The sequence below is a fragment of the Microbispora rosea genome, assembly GCF_044460045.1.
Lineage (GTDB): Bacteria > Actinomycetota > Actinomycetes > Streptosporangiales > Streptosporangiaceae > Microbispora > Microbispora rosea.
This window is the reverse complement of record NZ_JBITJO010000004.1, coordinates 55,808-71,863: the sequence shown is the minus strand read 5'-3', so window position 1 is coordinate 71,863 and position 16,056 is coordinate 55,808. Positions and strand designations below refer to the sequence as shown.

At 70.2% G+C, this 16,056-nt stretch carries 18 protein-coding genes; 15 read left to right on the top strand and 3 right to left on the bottom strand.

Annotation, left to right across the window (positions count from 1 at the left end; translation table 11 throughout):
- Positions 1-9 precede the first annotated feature (9 nt).
- Positions 10-978 (bottom strand): ABC transporter substrate-binding protein, encoded by a 969-nt coding sequence (locus tag ACIBK1_RS17620; RefSeq protein WP_036409627.1) that lies wholly within the window; start codon positions 976-978, stop codon positions 10-12.
- A 423-nt stretch (positions 979-1,401) separates the two neighbouring features.
- On the opposite strand from ACIBK1_RS17620, the gene ACIBK1_RS17615 reads away from it, so the two are divergent.
- From ACIBK1_RS17615 to ffh, 5 genes are all read left to right on the top strand, one after another.
- Positions 1,402-4,179, top strand: coding sequence for a sensor histidine kinase (locus ACIBK1_RS17615; RefSeq protein ID WP_396736116.1), 2,778 nt, complete (start codon positions 1,402-1,404; stop codon positions 4,177-4,179).
- A complete protein-coding gene (locus ACIBK1_RS17610; protein ID WP_076443285.1) occupies positions 4,176-4,604 on the top strand; it encodes a roadblock/LC7 domain-containing protein in 429 nt (142 codons plus the stop codon). The genes ACIBK1_RS17615 and ACIBK1_RS17610 overlap by 4 nt, the downstream gene beginning before the upstream one ends.
- Before the next feature lie 4 nt (positions 4,605-4,608).
- Positions 4,609-5,043 carry a DUF742 domain-containing protein gene (locus tag ACIBK1_RS17605; protein ID WP_363532869.1) on the top strand — a complete coding sequence of 145 codons (435 nt, stop codon included), beginning with the start codon at positions 4,609-4,611 and terminating at the stop codon, positions 5,041-5,043.
- A 7-nt stretch (positions 5,044-5,050) separates the two neighbouring features.
- Positions 5,051-5,602, top strand: a complete 552-nt coding sequence (locus ACIBK1_RS17600; protein ID WP_076434899.1) for a GTP-binding protein — start codon at positions 5,051-5,053, stop codon at positions 5,600-5,602.
- A 116-nt stretch (positions 5,603-5,718) separates the two neighbouring features.
- Positions 5,719-7,266, top strand: coding sequence for a signal recognition particle protein (ffh, locus tag ACIBK1_RS17595; protein ID WP_030511733.1), 1,548 nt, complete (start codon positions 5,719-5,721; stop codon positions 7,264-7,266).
- 109 nt (positions 7,267-7,375) lie between these two features.
- On the opposite strand, the gene ACIBK1_RS17590 is transcribed toward ffh, so the two are convergent.
- Positions 7,376-8,047 (bottom strand): DUF4232 domain-containing protein, encoded by a 672-nt coding sequence (locus tag ACIBK1_RS17590; RefSeq protein WP_396736113.1) that lies wholly within the window; start codon positions 8,045-8,047, stop codon positions 7,376-7,378.
- 271 nt (positions 8,048-8,318) lie between these two features.
- Between ACIBK1_RS17590 and rpsP the strand changes: the two genes are divergently transcribed.
- The 10 genes from rpsP (at position 8,319) to ACIBK1_RS17540 (ending at position 14,829) form a co-directional block, all read left to right on the top strand.
- Entirely contained in the window at positions 8,319-8,774 is a 456-nt protein-coding gene (gene rpsP / locus ACIBK1_RS17585) for a 30S ribosomal protein S16 (RefSeq protein WP_030511731.1), read from the top strand.
- A 1-nt stretch (position 8,775) separates the two neighbouring features.
- Complete coding sequence (locus ACIBK1_RS17580; protein ID WP_030511730.1) at positions 8,776-9,018, top strand: RNA-binding protein; 243 nt, start codon at positions 8,776-8,778, stop codon at positions 9,016-9,018.
- Positions 9,019-9,205: 187 nt separating this feature from the next.
- Complete coding sequence (gene rimM / locus ACIBK1_RS17575; protein WP_030511729.1) at positions 9,206-9,721, top strand: ribosome maturation factor RimM; 516 nt, start codon at positions 9,206-9,208, stop codon at positions 9,719-9,721.
- A 10-nt stretch (positions 9,722-9,731) separates the two neighbouring features.
- Positions 9,732-10,604, top strand: coding sequence for a tRNA (guanosine(37)-N1)-methyltransferase TrmD (gene trmD / locus ACIBK1_RS17570; protein ID WP_083744220.1), 873 nt, complete (start codon positions 9,732-9,734; stop codon positions 10,602-10,604).
- Between the two features lie 150 nt (positions 10,605-10,754).
- Positions 10,755-11,120, top strand: coding sequence for a 50S ribosomal protein L19 (rplS, locus tag ACIBK1_RS17565; RefSeq protein WP_030511727.1), 366 nt, complete (start codon positions 10,755-10,757; stop codon positions 11,118-11,120).
- A gap of 108 nt (positions 11,121-11,228) precedes the next feature.
- Complete coding sequence (gene lepB, locus ACIBK1_RS17560; RefSeq protein WP_030511726.1) at positions 11,229-12,077, top strand: signal peptidase I; 849 nt, start codon at positions 11,229-11,231, stop codon at positions 12,075-12,077.
- Positions 12,078-12,197: 120 nt separating this feature from the next.
- On the top strand, positions 12,198-12,857 hold the full coding sequence (gene lepB, locus ACIBK1_RS17555; protein ID WP_051762609.1) for a signal peptidase I: 660 nt from the start codon (positions 12,198-12,200) through the stop codon (positions 12,855-12,857).
- A 78-nt stretch (positions 12,858-12,935) separates the two neighbouring features.
- On the top strand, positions 12,936-13,661 hold the full coding sequence (locus ACIBK1_RS17550; RefSeq protein ID WP_030511724.1) for a ribonuclease HII: 726 nt from the start codon (positions 12,936-12,938) through the stop codon (positions 13,659-13,661).
- A 54-nt stretch (positions 13,662-13,715) separates the two neighbouring features.
- On the top strand, positions 13,716-14,039 hold the full coding sequence (locus ACIBK1_RS17545; protein ID WP_030511723.1) for a DUF2469 domain-containing protein: 324 nt from the start codon (positions 13,716-13,718) through the stop codon (positions 14,037-14,039).
- 70 nt (positions 14,040-14,109) lie between these two features.
- Complete coding sequence (locus ACIBK1_RS17540; RefSeq protein WP_396736107.1) at positions 14,110-14,829, top strand: M23 family metallopeptidase; 720 nt, start codon at positions 14,110-14,112, stop codon at positions 14,827-14,829.
- Between the two features lie 35 nt (positions 14,830-14,864).
- Here the strand turns inward: ACIBK1_RS17540 and ACIBK1_RS17535 are convergent, their stop codons facing one another.
- Positions 14,865-15,794, bottom strand: coding sequence for a tyrosine recombinase XerC (locus ACIBK1_RS17535; RefSeq protein ID WP_396736104.1), 930 nt, complete (start codon positions 15,792-15,794; stop codon positions 14,865-14,867).
- Positions 15,795-16,056 lie beyond the last annotated feature (262 nt).

Genomic DNA, 16,056 nt, shown 5'->3' with positions numbered 1-16,056 from the left:
GGATCTCCGTCAGCTCGCCGGGGGCGGCAGGATCATCGACTTCACGTCGAGATCGTTCTTGATGTAGCCGTACTCCTTCATCAGGTCGGCCACGCGCTGGAGACGGGTCTCGCTGAGAGAGGTCGGATAGGAGCCCAGGGAGATGACGGCCGCGGTGGCGGCGTCGATCTTGGTGTACTTGGGCAGCATCTCCTCGACGATCTTGCGGTCCTTCGCGACGAGTGCCTGCGCCTTGCCGAGCGCCCGCTGGAACGCGGCTATCGCCTTCGGATATTTGCTCGCGGTGGCGTCAGTGGTGAACCAGCCGGCGATGGGAAGACTTTCGGTCGGACCGGTCATCTCATCGACGATGATTCGGCCGCCCGCTTTTGATTCCACCGTGATGACCGGCTCGGTCATCGCGGCCGCGTCGACCTGACCGTTTTCCAGAGCGGCGGGCATGTCGGGGAACGTCTTCTCCACGAACTGGTCCGGGGTCGCGGTCACCCCGGCCACCTTCATCTGCACCTCGGCGGTCAGCTGGCTGACGCTGTTGAGCACGTTGACCGCTATGGTCTTTCCCTTGAGGTCTGCGACAGTTTTGATCGGGGAGTCCTTTTTGACCATAATGACGAAAGCGCCGGGCGCGGCCCCGTAACTGTCGGCGACATACTTGAACTTCCCCGCGCCCTTGTCCTGGGCGAGGAAAGTGCCGACGTAGGCGCCGAGCGAGATGTCGAGGCTCCCGCCCAGCAGCTTCTGGGTGGCGACGGCGCCGCCGGCGACCACCTCGGGCTGGACCTCGAGGCCCTCCGCCTTGAAGAATCCTCTCTCGATCGCCACCTGCAACGGCGCACTGTCCGGCACCGGGATGGTGCCCACCTTCAGCGTCGTCTTCTCCAGTCCGTTGCCCGAGGAAGAAGCGGACGTCGTCTCGGAGTTGCTGCAAGAAGTGAGCGCCAGAACGGCTGCGGCGCCGACGGCGAGAGTGCGACTCATAAGCCTCATGAAGTCTCCTTGTCTGGAGTGTTGAGGTGCCGTCCGCCCGGGTCGTCCCGCATAGACGGCGACGGGCGAGAAGCGTACAGGAGCCGTACGGATTAGATGTGTTTGAGTCACGATTGTAGTGAAATTTAGGACTAAATCACTTCTGTCATCCTTTGGAATTACGGCCTGGGGTTTGGACCGGTTCCACGAGGGGTGGCGTCGTCCATGGCCCGTCCGATATTGCCTTCCCCCTGCTCGACGCCGCTCTGCCGATATGTGTTTAAGGTCGGTCGAAACGTTGGACCGCTCCAATATCCCAAGCTCTTTGTCTATCTCGATGCCTTATGCTCAAATTGCCCGGTGATGTGCGGGCTCTCGCAATAGAGCGACCCCCAAAGCCTTATCCCCTGAGATTCAGCGCGAGAGGTTGCGCCAGTGAGGACAGCAACGATCGAGAGCGGTCGCCGCGCCGAGCCGGAACCGGTCGCCGAGCCCGCCGGCGGCGCGTCCTCCGCGGACGGCGGACCACCCGAGGCGCCGGCGACCGGCAACTCGATACAGCTGAAGAACTGGCGGGTGCGAACCCGGCTCGTCGCGCTGATCGTGCTGCCCACCGTCGTCGCGGTCCTGCTCGGCGGCCTGCGGGTGGCGGGCTCGATATCCAGCGCCGCCGAATATCAGCGGGTGCGCGAGGCCGTCGAGCTCGTCGGCAACGTCGGCGTGCTCCTCCACGAGGTGCAGCTGGAGCGGGACCTGTCGGTCAAGTACGTCGCGGGCGGCCGCCGTGACCGAGACCTGCTCACCACCGTGAGAAACCAGCACGAGGCCGTGGACGCCGCCGTGCAGCAGGTGCGCGGCCGGGCCGGGACGAGCGGGGACGCGCTGGGCGGGCTCGGCCGGGAGGACCTGGCGCGGGCCCTGGCCCGTCTGTCGGACCTGACGGCGTTCCGGAAGATCGTGCTGGAGTCGCAGCTCGCGCCGCTGCGCGGCATCGAGAACTACCGGCTCGTCACCGACGACCTGCTGAAGCTGTACGACGCGGCGGGTCAGGGAGTTCCGGACGAAGGGCTGTATGCGAGCATCAAGGCGCTCGCGGCGCTCGCGCGGGCCAAGGAAGCGGTGTCGGAGCAGCGCGCGCTGCTCGCGGTGGGACTGGCCCGGCAGCGGCTCGACCCGGCCGAGCTCGACGCCTTCACCGGCGCCGCGGCGCGGGAGCAGAGCGAACTGACGGCGTTCACCGCCGTGGCCACCACCGACGAGCGTCAGCTCTACAACGACACGGTCACCGACCAGAAGGTGGACCGCGCGCGGTTCTTCATCGACCGGGCGCTGTACCTCGTCCGCGCCGGGCAGCTCATCCGCAACGTCGGCGGCAGGGGGACCGACGCCGACCGCTGGTTCGACGCGATCAGCGAGCAGGCCGACCTCATGCGCGACGTGATGACCGGACTGACCAAGTCGATCGTCACCCGGAGCGACGAGCTGCAGAGCTCCGACCGGAACGTGGCCGTCGTCAGCATCACGATGGTCGTCCTCGTCCTGCTGCTGGTGCTGCTCATCACCGCCGTCATGGCGCGCTCCCTCGTACGGCCGCTGCGGCGCCTGCGCAGTGAGGCGCTGGAGGTCGCCGGGCACCGGCTGCCCACGCTGGTGCAGCGGCTGCGCGAGTCCGAGGGCGACGCGGCGGGGCAGGCCAGGGTGCAGCCGATCGGCGTGGCGTCCGCCGACGAGATCGGCGAGGTCGCGCGGGCCTTCGACGAGGTTCACCGTGAGGCCATCCGGCTGGCGGGCGACGAGGCCCGGCTGCGCAGCAACGTCAACGCGATGTTCGTGAACCTGTCGCGGCGCACCCAGACCCTCGTGGAGCGCCAGATCGCCCTGATCGACGGTCTGGAGCAGGGCGAGCAGGACGAGCAGCGGCTCGGCGACCTGTTCAAGCTCGACCACCTGGCGACCCGCATGCGCCGCAACAGTGAGAACCTCCTGGTTCTCGCCGGGCAGGAGCCCGCACGCCGCTGGAGCCGGCCCGTCGAGATCACCGACGTCATCCGGGCCTCGCTGTCGGAGGTCGAGGGCTACGAGCGGGTGACGCTGAACTTCCCCTCGGACGTCTCGATCGCCGGTCAGGCCGTCAACGACGTCATCCACCTGCTCGCCGAGCTGGTGGAGAACGCGCTGGCGTTCTCGGCCCGCGACACCCGCGTGGTGGTCTCGGGCAACCGGATCGACGGCGGGGGCGTGATGATCTCCGTCACCGACTCCGGCATCGGCATGACGTCGGAGGAGATCTCCCAGGCGAACTGGCGGCTGGCGAACCCGCCGGTGGTGGACGTGTCGGTGTCGCGGCGGATGGGCCTGTTCGTGGTCGGCCGTCTCGCCGCCCGCAACGGCATCAGGGTCCAGCTCAGGCCGCACGACGGAGGCGGGCTGACCGCCATGGTCCTGCTGCCCGAGTCCATCATGGGGTATCCGGCGCAGCAGCCGGAGTCCTCCTACTCCGGCGCGTTCGCCCCTGCCTGGAGCCCCCGTCAGGCCGAGCAGGGGAACGCACAGCAGGGCATCGGGGGCTGGGGCCGTCAGCAGCTCCCGGCCTCCGGGATCGCCGCGCCGTCGCTCCACGATCCGCTCACCCGGATACGCGGCCGGTCGTCCGGCATGGACGAAGCGGCGACCGGGCCTCTGCCGGCGGTGACCGGGCCCGTCCCGACGGCGTTCGGCGCGATGCCGGCGACGACCGGCCCGGTCTCGATCTCCGGGCCGGTGCACGGCGCTCCCGTCCCGCCGGGCGGCGCGCGTCCGAACGGAGCACAGACCGGGCCGCAGGCCGAGGAGTATCTGCCGATCTTCGCCTCGGTCGAGTCCGCCTGGTTCCAGCGCACCCCCGCCACCGACACCGGATCGGGCTGGCAGAACGACTCGCCCATGGACGCCGGATGGCAGGCCGCGGCTGCGGCCACCGAGAAGCCCGCCTCGGACGGCACGACCACCTCGGGTCTGCCCAAGCGGGTGCCGAAGGCCAACCTGGTGCCCGGCTCGGCCGATCGGGCCGCGGTGTCGGCGGCGCCCGCCCCCTCGCAGCCGCTCCTGTCGCCCGACCGGGCCCGCAGCCGGCTGGCGAGCCTGCAGCAGGGCGTACGGCAGGGCAGGGCGGTGGCCAGGGGCGAACTGAGTGAGGACGAGGGCTACCCGACCGCGAAAGGGGACGGCGCATGAGTGAGTTGAGCCAGGGCGCACGCGGCCTGAACTGGCTGATCGATGATTTCGTGAGTTCGGTGCCCGGCGTGGCGCACTCCGTCGTCGTCTCCTCGGACGGGTTGCCCCTGGCGTTCTCGCACGGGTTCCCGAAGGACCGGGCGGATCAGCTGGCGGCGGTGGCGGCCGGGTTGATCAGTTTGACGCAGGGTGCGTCGCGGGTGTTCGAGGGTGGCCCGGTGACGCAGACGGTGGTGGAGATGCAGCGGGGGTTGTTGCTGATCATGTCGATCAGTGACGGGTCCTGTCTGGCGGTGCTGGCGGCGGCCGACTCCGATCTGGGTCTGGTGGCCTATCAGATGACGTTGCTGGTCGAGCGGGCGGGTCAGGTGCTGACCCCCGCGGTACGCGCCGAGCTCCAAGCCGTGTCGTATCCCCGGAGGTGACCGGATGGATCCGTGGGGACAGCAGCCGGGCGCGGACCCGTGGGGTCAGCAACCCGGCGCGGACCCGTGGGAGCGGCAGCCGGGCGGGCCGATCCCCGAGGAGCCCGCGTCTCCGGTGCGCCCGTTCACCGTCACCGGCGGGCGTACGACGCCTCGCATGCAGCTCGCGCTGGAGGCGCTGGTCTCCTCCGCCACGACCACTCACTACGACCTGTCCACGAGGCCCCCGGAACATCGGGCCATCGCCTCCCTGTGCCGTCAGGTGCGGTCGGTGGCTGAGGTGTCGGCGTTGCTGCGGATTCCGCTGGGTGTTGTCCGTGTGCTGATCGCGGACATGGCGGCGGAGGGGCTGGTGCATGTGCATCAGCCGCAGTTGGAGGCCGGTAAGCCGGATCTGAACTTGCTGGAAAGGGTGCTCAGTGGACTTCGCAGGCTCTAGCCGGGGGTTGACCTCGACGAAGATCGTCGTTGCGGGGGGCTTCGGTGTGGGGAAGACGACCTTCGTGGGGGCGGTGTCGGAGATCGTGCCGTTGACGACCGAGGCGGTGATGACGGATGCCTCGGCGGGTGTGGACGATGTGGGGTTGGTGCCGCACAAGACGACCACGACGGTGGCGATGGATTTCGGGCGGGTGTCGCTGGACCGGGATCTGATTTTGTATTTGTTCGGTACGCCGGGTCAGCATCGGTTCTGGTTCATGTGGGATGACTTGGTGCGGGGGGCGATCGGTGCGGTGGTGCTGGTCGACACCCGGCGGTTGGCCGACAGTTTCCCGGCGGTGGACTACTTCGAGGAGGCGCGCCTGCCGTTCGTCGTCGGCGTCAACGGCTTCGACGGGGAGTACACCCACGGAGAGGGCGAACTGCGCGAGGCCCTGACGCTGTCGCCCCAGGTTCCGATCGTCCGCACCGACGCCCGCGACCGCGAATCCGTCAAGAGCACCCTGATCACGCTGGTCGAACACGCGCTCACGTCCCACGTGAGCGCGGTCCGGTGAGGGCCGGACCGGCGATCTCGCCCCCGCGGCACGGGCGTGAAGGGCGTGCGGGCGGATAGTCTGGGGAGACTGATGGTTCACCGACCCGTCCACTCGCTTCGAGGCTGGCCAAACACGTGTTCGAGACGCTTTCCGACCGGCTGACTTCGGTCTTCTCCTCCCTTCGGTCCAAAGGCAGGCTTTCCGACGCCGACATCGACGCGACCTGCCGCGAGATCCGCATCGCGTTGCTCGAGGCGGACGTCGCGCTGCCGGTCGTGAAGGACTTCGTGGCCCGGATCAAGGAGCGGGCCCGCGGCGCCGAGGTCTCCCAGGCGCTCAACCCCGCGCAGCAGGTCGTGAAGATCGTCAACGACGAGCTCATCGAGGTGCTGGGCGGCGAGACGCGGCGGCTGCGCTACGCGAAGAACCCGCCGACCGTGATCATGCTGGCTGGTCTCCAGGGCTCCGGCAAGACGACCCTGGCCGGCAAGCTCGCCAAGTGGCTGCGCGACCAGGGGCACGCCCCGCTGCTCGTCGCCTGCGACCTCCAGCGGCCCAACGCGGTGCAGCAGCTCGCCGTCATGGCCGAGCGCGCCGGTGTGGCCGTGTACGCCCCCGAGCCGGGCAACGGCGTGGGCGACCCGGTCGCGGTGGCCCGGCAGTCGGTGGACCACGCGCGCCGCCAGCAGCACGACGTGGTCATCGTCGACACCGCCGGCCGCCTCGGCATCGACCAGGAGCTGATGCAGCAGGCCGCCGACATCCGCGACGCGGTCACGCCCGACGAGGTCCTGTTCGTGCTCGACGCGATGATCGGTCAGGACGCGGTGAGCACGGCCGGCGCGTTCATGGACGGCGTCGGCTTCGACGGCGTGGTGCTGACCAAGCTCGACGGCGACGCCCGCGGCGGCGCCGCCCTGTCGGTGCGGCACGTCACCGGCCGGCCGATCATGTTCGCCAGCACCGGTGAGAAGCTCGAGGACTTCGACGCCTTCCACCCCGACCGCATGGCGGGCCGGATCCTCGACATGGGTGACATCCTCACCCTGATCGAGCAGGCGCAGAAGACGTTCGACGAGCAGGAGGCCGCCAAGATGGCGGGCAAGCTCGTCTCCGGGGACGGCTTCACGCTGGAGGACTTCCTCGAGCAGATGATGATGGTGCGCCGCATGGGGCCCATCAAGAACCTGCTCGGCATGATGCCGGGCATGGGGCAGATGCGCGAGCAGCTCAACCAGGTCGACGACCGCGACCTGGACCGCATCGCGGCGATCATCCGTTCCATGACGCCCGGCGAGCGCCAGGACCCGAAGATCATCAACGGCTCCCGCCGGGCGCGCATCGCCAACGGCTCGGGCGTCACGGTCACCGAGGTGAGCAACCTGGTGGTCCGCTTCTTCGAGGCGCAGAAGATGATGAAGCGGATGACCCAGGGCATGGGCATCCCGGGCATGCCCGGCGGACGCAAGCAGAAGGCGCAGAAGCCCAAGAAGGGCCGTCGTGTCAGCGGCGACCCGCGCAAGGCCGCGCTCGGCAAGGCCGGCGCGAACGCGTCGTCCTCGGACGCTCCGAAGCTGCCCAAGGGCCTGCTCGGCAACCTCGGCGGCGGCCAGCTGCCCCCCGGCATGGAGCTGCCGCCCGGCTTCGACCCGTCGAAGCTGAAGCTGCCCGGCCAGAACTGACCCGCCCACGCGCCTGACCGCCCGCCCGCCGGTTGCCGGCGGGCGGCGGTGCGGTCCTGTCAGAGGCGCGCGCGGTGTCCTGTCCTGTGCCGGAGGCCGGCGTCTCGTGTCAGAGGCCGGCGCCGGGGGCCATGGGCCTGACGTCGATCCTGCCGTCGTCGCACACCGTCGCGCTGAACGGAACCTCCAGATGCGCCACCTCGTCAGGCGGGATGATCATCAGCCGGGCCGAGGCGGGGCACCGGGTCTCGTGCCCGCTCGGCACCACGGTCCAGTGGAGCCGGGCGTGCGCGCTCGCCCCGGGACGCAGCGTGACCCGGTGCGGGGTGACGCTCTCGCGGCGGGTGCGCGTGCGCAGCACGTCACCCCGGCCGTCGATGAGGACGAGCCCGACGAAGCCGTACACCCAGCAGGTCTTGCCCGACGTGTTGGTCAGCACGAGCGGCGCGTAGCGGTTGCCGGCTCCCGGGTCCTGCCGTCCCACGCGGGCCCGCAGGCCGGTCGTACGGCACCGCTGGGGGGCGGCGCCCGTGGTTTGAGTGGCCGTGGTTCGTGCCGCGGCGCCGTACCGGGCGGACGCGGCGCCCGCGGCGGTGGCCCGTCCCGTGTCCGCGGCGGACGGTGCCGTCGTCTGGGCTGCCGTCGTGTGCGGTGCCGTCGTGCGCGCGGTCGTCGTCCTGGCCGGGGGAGCGGAGGCCGCGGAGGGCGTCGTGCCCGTGCCGCAGCCCGCGGCCAGCAGGGCGAGAACCGCCGCTCCGGCCGTGAGGGTTGTGTTCGTCATTCGCATGACCATTGGACGGCCTGTTCGCGCGATCAGTTCGCACGCCCCTTCCGCAGGCATGGGCGCATCCGTGCCGAAATCAGGGCGGCGAAGGGACCGTCCTTTGCGGAGCATGGGGAATCATCTGGCAGAATGTCAGGCTGGAACATCGTGACCTGGCGGGTGCCCTCTCACCCCCGCCGGTCGCGCCTGTCCCTCGGGCGGGCTCCCATCGTGCCCCACTCGATGAGACACCGCTCACCCACGCTCTAATGCAGGAGAGACCACACCCGTGGCAGTCAAGATCAAGCTCAAGCGGCTCGGCATGATCCGCAACCCGCAGTACCGCATCGTCGTCGCCGACGCCCGGAGCAAGCGGGACGGCCGTGCCATCGAGGAGATCGGCCTGTACCACCCGAAGGAGAACCCCTCGCGCATCGAGGTGAACTCCGAGCGGGTGCAGTACTGGCTGGGCGTCGGCGCGCAGCCGACCGACCCGGTCCTGAAGATCTTCAAGCTGACCGGCGACTGGCAGAAGTTCAAGGGCGAGCCCGCCCCCACCACGCCGCTCCTGGTCGCCGAGCCCAAGCCGGACCGGCACGCGGCGTACGAGGCGGCCGCCAAGGAGTCGCTGGCGGGTGACACCGGCGCCGCCGCCACCACGCCGAAGAAGGCCAAGAAGACCGTGAAGGCCGAAGAGACCACCGAGGCCCCGGCCGCGGAGGAGAAGCCGGAAGGCGAGGCCTGAGGTGCTCGAGGAGGCCCTCGAGCACCTGGTCAAGGGCATCGTCGAGCATCCGGACGACGTCCGGGTCCGCGCACGGCGCATCCGCACCGGGCGCGTTCTCGAGGTCCGGGTACACCCCGACGACCTCGGCAAGGTCATCGGCCGTGGCGGCCGTACGGCGAAGGCGTTGCGCACTGTGCTCAACGCGTTGTCGAACGGCAAGTACGTGCGGATCGACCTGGTCGACCTGGAAGAGGCGCGCTGAGCCGAACGACGCGTCCGGGGGGCCCCGCAACGGGGTCCCCCGGCGTGTTTTCCGGGCTCGAACCGGTCTGTTCCAGGTGGTTCGCAGTGACAGACCGGTTCGGGCGGCGACGTTCGAACCGTGGCGATCAAGTCGCATAGAAGTCGTGTAGAAGTCGCGTTGCAGCGGTAGCGGAGGTAGGCGACAAGTGCAGCTAGTCGTGGGCAGGATCGGCCGCCCGCACGGCGTGCGGGGCGAGGTCACGGTCGAGGTGCGCACCGACGAGCCCGATCTGCGCTTCGCTCCGGGGGCGACGCTGGTCACCGACCCGGCCTCGGCCGGTCCGCTGACGGTGGAGCGGGCCCGGTGGCACAAGGGGATCCTGCTGCTGACCCTGGCCGGTGTGGAGGGCAGGGAGGCCGCGGAGGCGTTGCGCGACACGCTGCTCGTCGTGGACTCCGCGGACCTGCCGCCGATCGAGGACCCCGACGAGTTCCACGACCACGAGCTGATCGGCCTGACGGTGGTCACCACCGAGGGCGAGCGGGTCGGCGAGGTCAGCGACGTCCTCCACCACGGGCAGGACCTGCTGGTGGTTGCCCGTCCCTCCCGCGACGAGGCGTACGTTCCGTTCGTCAAGGCGCTCGTGCCCGAGATCGACCTGGGCAAGGGGATCCTCGTCGTTGACGCCCCGCCCGGCCTGCTCGACGCCGAGGCGGAGTAGGGGGCCGCCGATGCGCGTCGACATCATCTCGATCTTCCCGGAGTACTTCGCCCCGCTCGACGTCTCCCTCATGGGCAAGGCCCGCGAGCGCGGCATCCTCGACATCCACCTCCACCAGCTGCGCGACTGGACGCACGACGTCCACAAGACCGTGGACGACACGCCGTACGGCGGGGGCCCCGGCATGGTGATGAAGCCGGAGGTCTGGGGCGAGGCCGTCGACGCGGTGATCGAGGGCGGACGCGCGGCCCGCGGGGCGGACGCGCTGCCCCGGCTGGTCGTCCCCACGCCGAGCGGCCGGCCGTTCACCCAGGAAGTGGCGCTGGAGTACGCCGAGGAGCCGTGGCTGCTGTTCGCCCCGGCGCGTTACGAGGGCATCGACTCCCGCGTCGTCGCCGAGTACGGCGAGCGTCTGCGCGCCGACGAGGTGAGCATCGGCGACTACGTCTTAGCCGGAGGAGAGGCGGCCGTCCTGGTGATGGTCGAGGCCGTGGGGAGGCTGCTGCCGGGGGTCCTCGGCAACGCGCGCTCCGTCGCCGACGACTCCTTCGCGCCGGGGGCCATGGCCAATCTGCTGGAAGGCCCCGTCTACACCAAGCCGCCCGTGTGGCGGGGGCACGAGGTGCCGGAGGTCCTGCTGTCGGGACATCACGGCAGGATCGCCCGCTGGCGGCGCGACGAGGCGCTGCGCCGCACCCTGGACCGGAGGCCCGAACTGGTCGCAAGGCTCGACCGTGACGGCCTCGACAAGCACGACCGGCGCGTCATCGAGGAGTTCGAGGAACGTGTCGACGAACGCCGTCCCGCCGCCGCGTCTCCCACCGGGTTTCCCCCCGAGGTTCACAGCGCGTTTCGCGCGGGGCCCGAAGATATGGCAGACTGAATCGCTGCTGCCTACTTCGGCATGGCCGGGTGCGCCCGGCTGAACGCAGACAAGACGTATCAAGCCAAGCATGCGTGTCCCCCTCGTCGCCGGGCCCTCGGGCCGGCCGGGTGGACCTCCGCGTGCCCATGTCAATGAGGAACCGCCGCCATGCACACGCAGATCCAGGAGATCGAGAAGGCTGCCCTTCGCAGCGACGTACCGGCTTTCCGCCCGGGTGACACGCTGGAGGTCCACGTCCGCGTCGTCGAGGGCAACCGGTCCCGCATCCAGGTGTTCAAGGGCTTCGTCCTGCGCCGCCAGGGCGGTGGCATCCGTGAGACGTTCACGGTCCGCAAGGTCAGCTACGGCGTCGGCGTCGAGCGCACCTTCCCGGTTCACAGCCCCGTGATCGAGAAGATCACCGTGGTGACCCGCGGCGACGTCCGCCGGGCCAAGCTGTACTACATGCGCGACCTGCGCGGAAAGGCCGCGCGCATCCGCGAGAAGCGCGAGGCGCAGCCGGCCGCCAAGTAAGGCTTTGGAGATCGTGGTCCGTGCCCCAGGCGCGGGCCACTTTCTTTTTGCCGGTGATGCGGTGTCCCCGGCGCTCGCCGTCGCGGACATCATCTAGGCTCAGCAGCGATGGCTAGCGAGGGACAGGGGCCGGGCACGCGCCGCCCCGCCGAGGACGGGGTGGACGTGGTCGCCGAAGACGTCAAGCAGAACGCCGAGGACGGGAAGAAGAAAGGCTCGTTCTGGCGGGAGTTGCCCGTCCTGATCGTGGTCGCCCTCGCTCTGGCCCTGCTGATCAAGTCTTTCGTGGTCCAGGCGTTCTACATCCCGTCCGAGTCGATGGAGGACACGCTCCTCATCAACGACCGGGTGCTGGTGAACAAGCTGGTCTACCACGTACGCGACATCGAGCGCGGCGACATCGTGGTGTTCTCCGGCGTGGACTCCTGGGACCCCGAGGTGCAGCTCGAGGAGCCGTCCAACCCCATCGCGGCCGGGCTGCGCTGGCTCGGAACCGCGTTCGGGGTCGTGCCGGGGGAGAAGGACTACATCAAGCGGGTCATCGGCGTGCCGGGCGACAAGGTCAAATGCTGCGACGAGCAGGGCCGGGTCACGGTGAACGGCGTGCCGCTGAACGAGAAGTCGTACCTGTATCCCGGCGACGAGCCGTCCGGGCGCGAGTTCGAGGTCACCGTCCCGCCGGACCGCCTGTGGGTGATGGGCGACCACCGCTCGGTGTCCTGGGACTCCCGTCTGCACATGGGTGACCCGGGTGGCGGCACCATTCCGGCCGACAAGGTGATCGGCCGCGCGTTCGTCATCGTCTGGCCGTTCAACCGGGCCAAGATCTTGCCGATCCCGGAGACGTTCGCGCAACCGGCGCTCCAGGCGGCCCTCGGGGCCGCGCCCTTCGTCGCGGGCTTCGCGGGGGCCGTGCCGCTGGTGGCCCTGCGCCGGCGGCTGGTGAGGCGACGGTAGGACGTGACAGAGCCGGAGGAGGCAGCCGTGGGAGAGTCCGACGAGGGTCGCTTAGGCACCGCGGGGCCGGTCGGGTCCGCGGACCGCGTCCCCGGAGAGCCGGCGGAACCGGAGGTATCGGTGGAGCCGTCGGAGGCGGCGGCCGCGGGCCAGGCGGGCGAGGCGGGCGAGAACGCGCCGGCCGCCGGGGGGAAGAAGGGCCGGCCCGCGAAGAGGAAGCGCTCCGGTTTTCTCGAGACCATCATGTACGTGCTCGGCGGGGTCGTCGTCGCCCTGCTGGTCCACACCTTCCTGCTGCAGTCGTTCTGGATCCCGTCGGAGTCGATGCAGAACACGCTCCTGGTGAACGACTACGTGGTGGTCAACAAGCTCGCGTACAAGCTCGGGCCGGTGGAGCGCGGCGACATCGTGGTCTTCAAGGGCTGGAACGGCGAGGACACGATCAAGCGGGTGATCGGGGTGGGCGGCGACCACGTGAAGTGCTGCGACGCCAAGCGCCGCATCACCGTGAACGGGACGCCGCTGGACGAGGAGGGCAAGTACCTCTACCCGGGGGCCAAGCCCTCCGACCTTAAATTCGACGTGACGGTCCCCAAGGGGCGCCTGTGGCTGATGGGCGACCACCGGAACAACTCGGCGGACTCCCGCTTCTACACCGACGACGGGCACGAGGGCACGATCTCCGAGGACGACGTCACCGGGCGGGCGTTCCTGCGCTACTGGCCGCTTAACCGGATCTCGCTGCTTTCCCGGCCCGGCACTTTCTCCGCCGTGCGCTGATCTCACCTGCGGCTTTGCCGTCGGCGGTGGTTCCGGCCGTATCGCCGGTCCCGAATGGGGCGTAATCTGCTTGTCGTCATGACAGCTGCCTATCGCCCGCGCCCGAGTGTCGTACGACGGGACTCCGGACTCTACGGCTACGAGCGGGCCCTGGCCCGGCGGGGGTTCACGCCGGTCGCCGGGGTGGACGAGGCCGGTCGCGGCGCCTGCGCCGGACCGCTGGTCGTCGCCGCGGTCGTGCTGGGGCGGGAGATCGACGGGCTGAGCGATTCCAAGCTTCTGACCGAGGCCGTGCGCGAGCGCCTCTACGAGCGGATCACGGCGACCGCCAGGGCCGTGAGCGTGGTCGTGATCCCGCCCGAGGAGATCGACTCGCGCGGCCTGCACAAGTGCAACGTCGCGGGAATGCGGCGGGCCGTCGCCGGGCTGGGGCTCGTCCCCGGTTACGTCCTCGTTGACGGCTTCCCGGTGGCGGGGCTGCCCGCGCCGTCGCTGGCCGTGTGGAAGGGCGACCAGGTCGCCGCGTGCATGGCGGCGGCCTCGATCGTGGCGAAGGTGACGAGGGACCGGCTGATGCACGGCCTCGACGAGGTCTACCCGCAGTACGGCTTCGCTCTGCACAAGGGCTACGTGACTCCCGGTCATCGGCGGGCGCTGGCGCGGCACGGGCCGAGTCCGCACCATCGGTTCTCGTTCGTGACGGTGGCCAGGGTGACTCGTGGGACAAGGATCCCGGCCGGGGGCCTGTGGACGGGGCAGGATGAGGACATGCGCGAGAATGAGGTTGGAACCGGTGTCGTCTGAACGGGTCGGCCTCGACGGTGGGATCCCGACGGGGAGTGGAAGAGGAGGACCGGGATGAGCGCGGAAGATCTCGAAAAGTACGAGACCGAGATGGAGCTGCAGCTCTACCGGGAGTACCGCGATGTGGTCGGCCTGTTCACCTACGTGGTCGAGACCGAGCGGCGCTTCTATCTGACGAACTCCGTCGATCTCGACGTCCGCACCGCCGAGAACGGCGATGTCTTCTTCGACGTGAAGATGCAGGACGCCTGGGTCTGGGACATGTATCGCCCGGCCCGCTTCGTGAAGAACGTGCGGGTGGTGACCTTCAAGGACGTCAACGTCGAGGAACTGGCCAAGCCCGACCTCGAGATGCCCAAGGAGGGCTTCTCGAGCTGATCGTGCACGGTCTGTCCCCAGAACGGCGTTCGGCCGCTCGGGGCGAGCCTTCGGGGCGCATCGTCGTGGCATGCGTCTCGTCGCGTACGTGCTCGTACTGGTCCTGCTGGTCCTGCTGACCACGGCTCCCGGCCGGCCATCCGGCGCCGTCCGGCCCGTGGCCGCCAGAAGCTCCGTGGAGCCGTACGCGACGGGGAGTGGGCCCCGGTCCGCGAACCCGTCGTCGGCGGAGGCGTCCCGGCCCGCGGAGACGACGCCGACGGGGGCGTCGCCGACGCGGGCATCACGATCCGCGGGGGCAGGGACGGCCGGACCGGGCCCGATGGGGCCGCCTGGGGAGGCGTCCGGCTGGCGCTGGCCGCTTTCCGGGCCCGCACGTCCGATGAGGCGCTTCGATCCGCCCCCACAGCGGTGGCTGGCCGGTCACCGGGGCGTGGACCTGGCCGCGCGGCCAGGGGAGAAGGTCGTGGCCGCGGGACCGGGAACGGTCGGCCTGGCGGAGCGGGTCGCAGGCCGGGGAGTCGTGACGATCTCGCACCCCGACGGCCTGCGCACCACCTATCTGCCGGTCCGAGCCCTGGTCCGGCCTGGTGACGCCGTCGCGGCCGGTGAGGTCATCGGCGTCGTCGAGGAGGACGCCGCCGCTCACTGCACCGCCCCCTGCCTGCACTGGGGACTCCTGCGCGGACGTCTCTACCTGGACCCGCTCCTGCTGTTCGGCCTGGGGCAGGTCCGTCTTCTGCCGCGCTGGGCCGCCGCCGAAGCCCGCCGGGCGTCACGACGACCGTGAGGCTCGTGGCGAAGCCCGGGCCGGGGCCGCGGTGCTCAGGCGCGGGGATGGGCCTGGCGATAGGCGGCCCGCAGCCGCTCGATGGACACGTGCGTGTAGATCTGCGTGGTGGCCAGTGAGGCGTGCCCGAGCATCTCCTGCACGGATCGCAGGTCGGCCCCGCCTTCGAGGAGATGGGTGGCGGCGGTGTGACGCAGCCCGTGCGGGCCCATGTCGGGGGTTCCCTCGACCTGGGCCAGGTGGGCGTGCACCACACGCCGGACGGTGCCCTGGTCGATCCGGCCTCCCCGGACGCCGAGGAACAGCGCGGGGCCGCTTCCTTCGCGGATCCACAGGGGCCTGCCGCGCACGCACCACGCGTCCAAAGCGTGCAGGGCGGGCAGCCCGAAGGGGACGGTCCGCTCCTTGCGTCCCTTGCCCAGCACGCGGACCGTCCGGCGATCCCGGTCCACGTCGTCCACGTCGAGGCCGCACAACTCGCCCACCCGCATGCCGGTCGCGTACAGCAGCTCCAGCATCGCCCGATCGCGCAGGTCCCTGGCGTCGCCCGGCCCCTGCGCGGACAGGACGGCCTCGGCCTCGGCCTGGTCCAGCACCTTCGGCAGCCGCCGTTCTGCCTTCGCCGTGCCGAGGAGCAGCCCGGGGTCGCTCGCCAGCCATCCGCGCCGATGGCAGAAGGCGGTGAAGACGCGGGCGCAGGCGGACCGGCGGGCCAGCGTCGCCCTCGATCGTCCGGCCTGGTGCTGGTCCCCCAGCCAGTCGCGCAGGACGACGACGTCAAGACCGGACAGGTCGTCGTGCCCGGCGGCCTTCATGTGCGCGAACAGCGAGGAAACGTCGCCGAGATACGCCCTCAGCGTGTGGGGCGACAGGTCCCGTTCGAGACGCAGATGCCGCTCGAACTGCTCAAGGACGGTGCCGAATTCCTCGGCTCCCCGCTCTTCGCCCGCTGCCACGATCCGCATGCTACCCACCGGTCTCCTTCCGGTACGCGGTCTCATGCCGGTAGGCCGGGCCGCCCGGGGGTGTGGTGGCACTCACGGGACGGCGCCCGGGCGGGGCGCGCGCCGTACCGCCCGGCGTAGGGGCCCTTCGCCGGAGGGACGGCGTGGCGACCCGGTCACCAGCGCGGTGCGCACCTCACCAGGCCCGTTTCTGCGATCTCCCTCGTCCGTCCACAGCCGTCGAATGATGCGGCGGGCTTATCCACAGAAAAAGGTTCGGCGG

Bases quoted from the DNA above. Each gene is read 5' to 3' on its own strand.
- trmD (WP_083744220.1), top strand. From the start codon at position 9,732: ATGCGCGTCGACATCATCTCGATCTTCCCGGAGTACTTCGCCCCGCTC.
- ACIBK1_RS17535 (WP_396736104.1), bottom strand. From the start codon at position 15,794: ATGCGGATCGTGGCAGCGGGCGAAGAGCGGGGAGCCGAGGAATTCGGC.
- lepB (WP_030511726.1), top strand. From the start codon at position 11,229: ATGGCTAGCGAGGGACAGGGGCCGGGCACGCGCCGCCCCGCCGAGGAC.
- ACIBK1_RS17620 (WP_036409627.1), bottom strand. From the start codon at position 978: ATGAGTCGCACTCTCGCCGTCGGCGCCGCAGCCGTTCTGGCGCTCACT.
- rplS (WP_030511727.1), top strand. From the start codon at position 10,755: ATGCACACGCAGATCCAGGAGATCGAGAAGGCTGCCCTTCGCAGCGAC.
- ACIBK1_RS17605 (WP_363532869.1), top strand. From the start codon at position 4,609: ATGGATCCGTGGGGACAGCAGCCGGGCGCGGACCCGTGGGGTCAGCAA.
- ACIBK1_RS17550 (WP_030511724.1), top strand. From the start codon at position 12,936: ATGACAGCTGCCTATCGCCCGCGCCCGAGTGTCGTACGACGGGACTCC.
- ACIBK1_RS17540 (WP_396736107.1), top strand. From the start codon at position 14,110: ATGCGTCTCGTCGCGTACGTGCTCGTACTGGTCCTGCTGGTCCTGCTG.
- ACIBK1_RS17610 (WP_076443285.1), top strand. From the start codon at position 4,176: ATGAGTGAGTTGAGCCAGGGCGCACGCGGCCTGAACTGGCTGATCGAT.
- ACIBK1_RS17590 (WP_396736113.1), bottom strand. From the start codon at position 8,047: ATGACGAACACAACCCTCACGGCCGGAGCGGCGGTTCTCGCCCTGCTG.
- ACIBK1_RS17545 (WP_030511723.1), top strand. From the start codon at position 13,716: ATGAGCGCGGAAGATCTCGAAAAGTACGAGACCGAGATGGAGCTGCAG.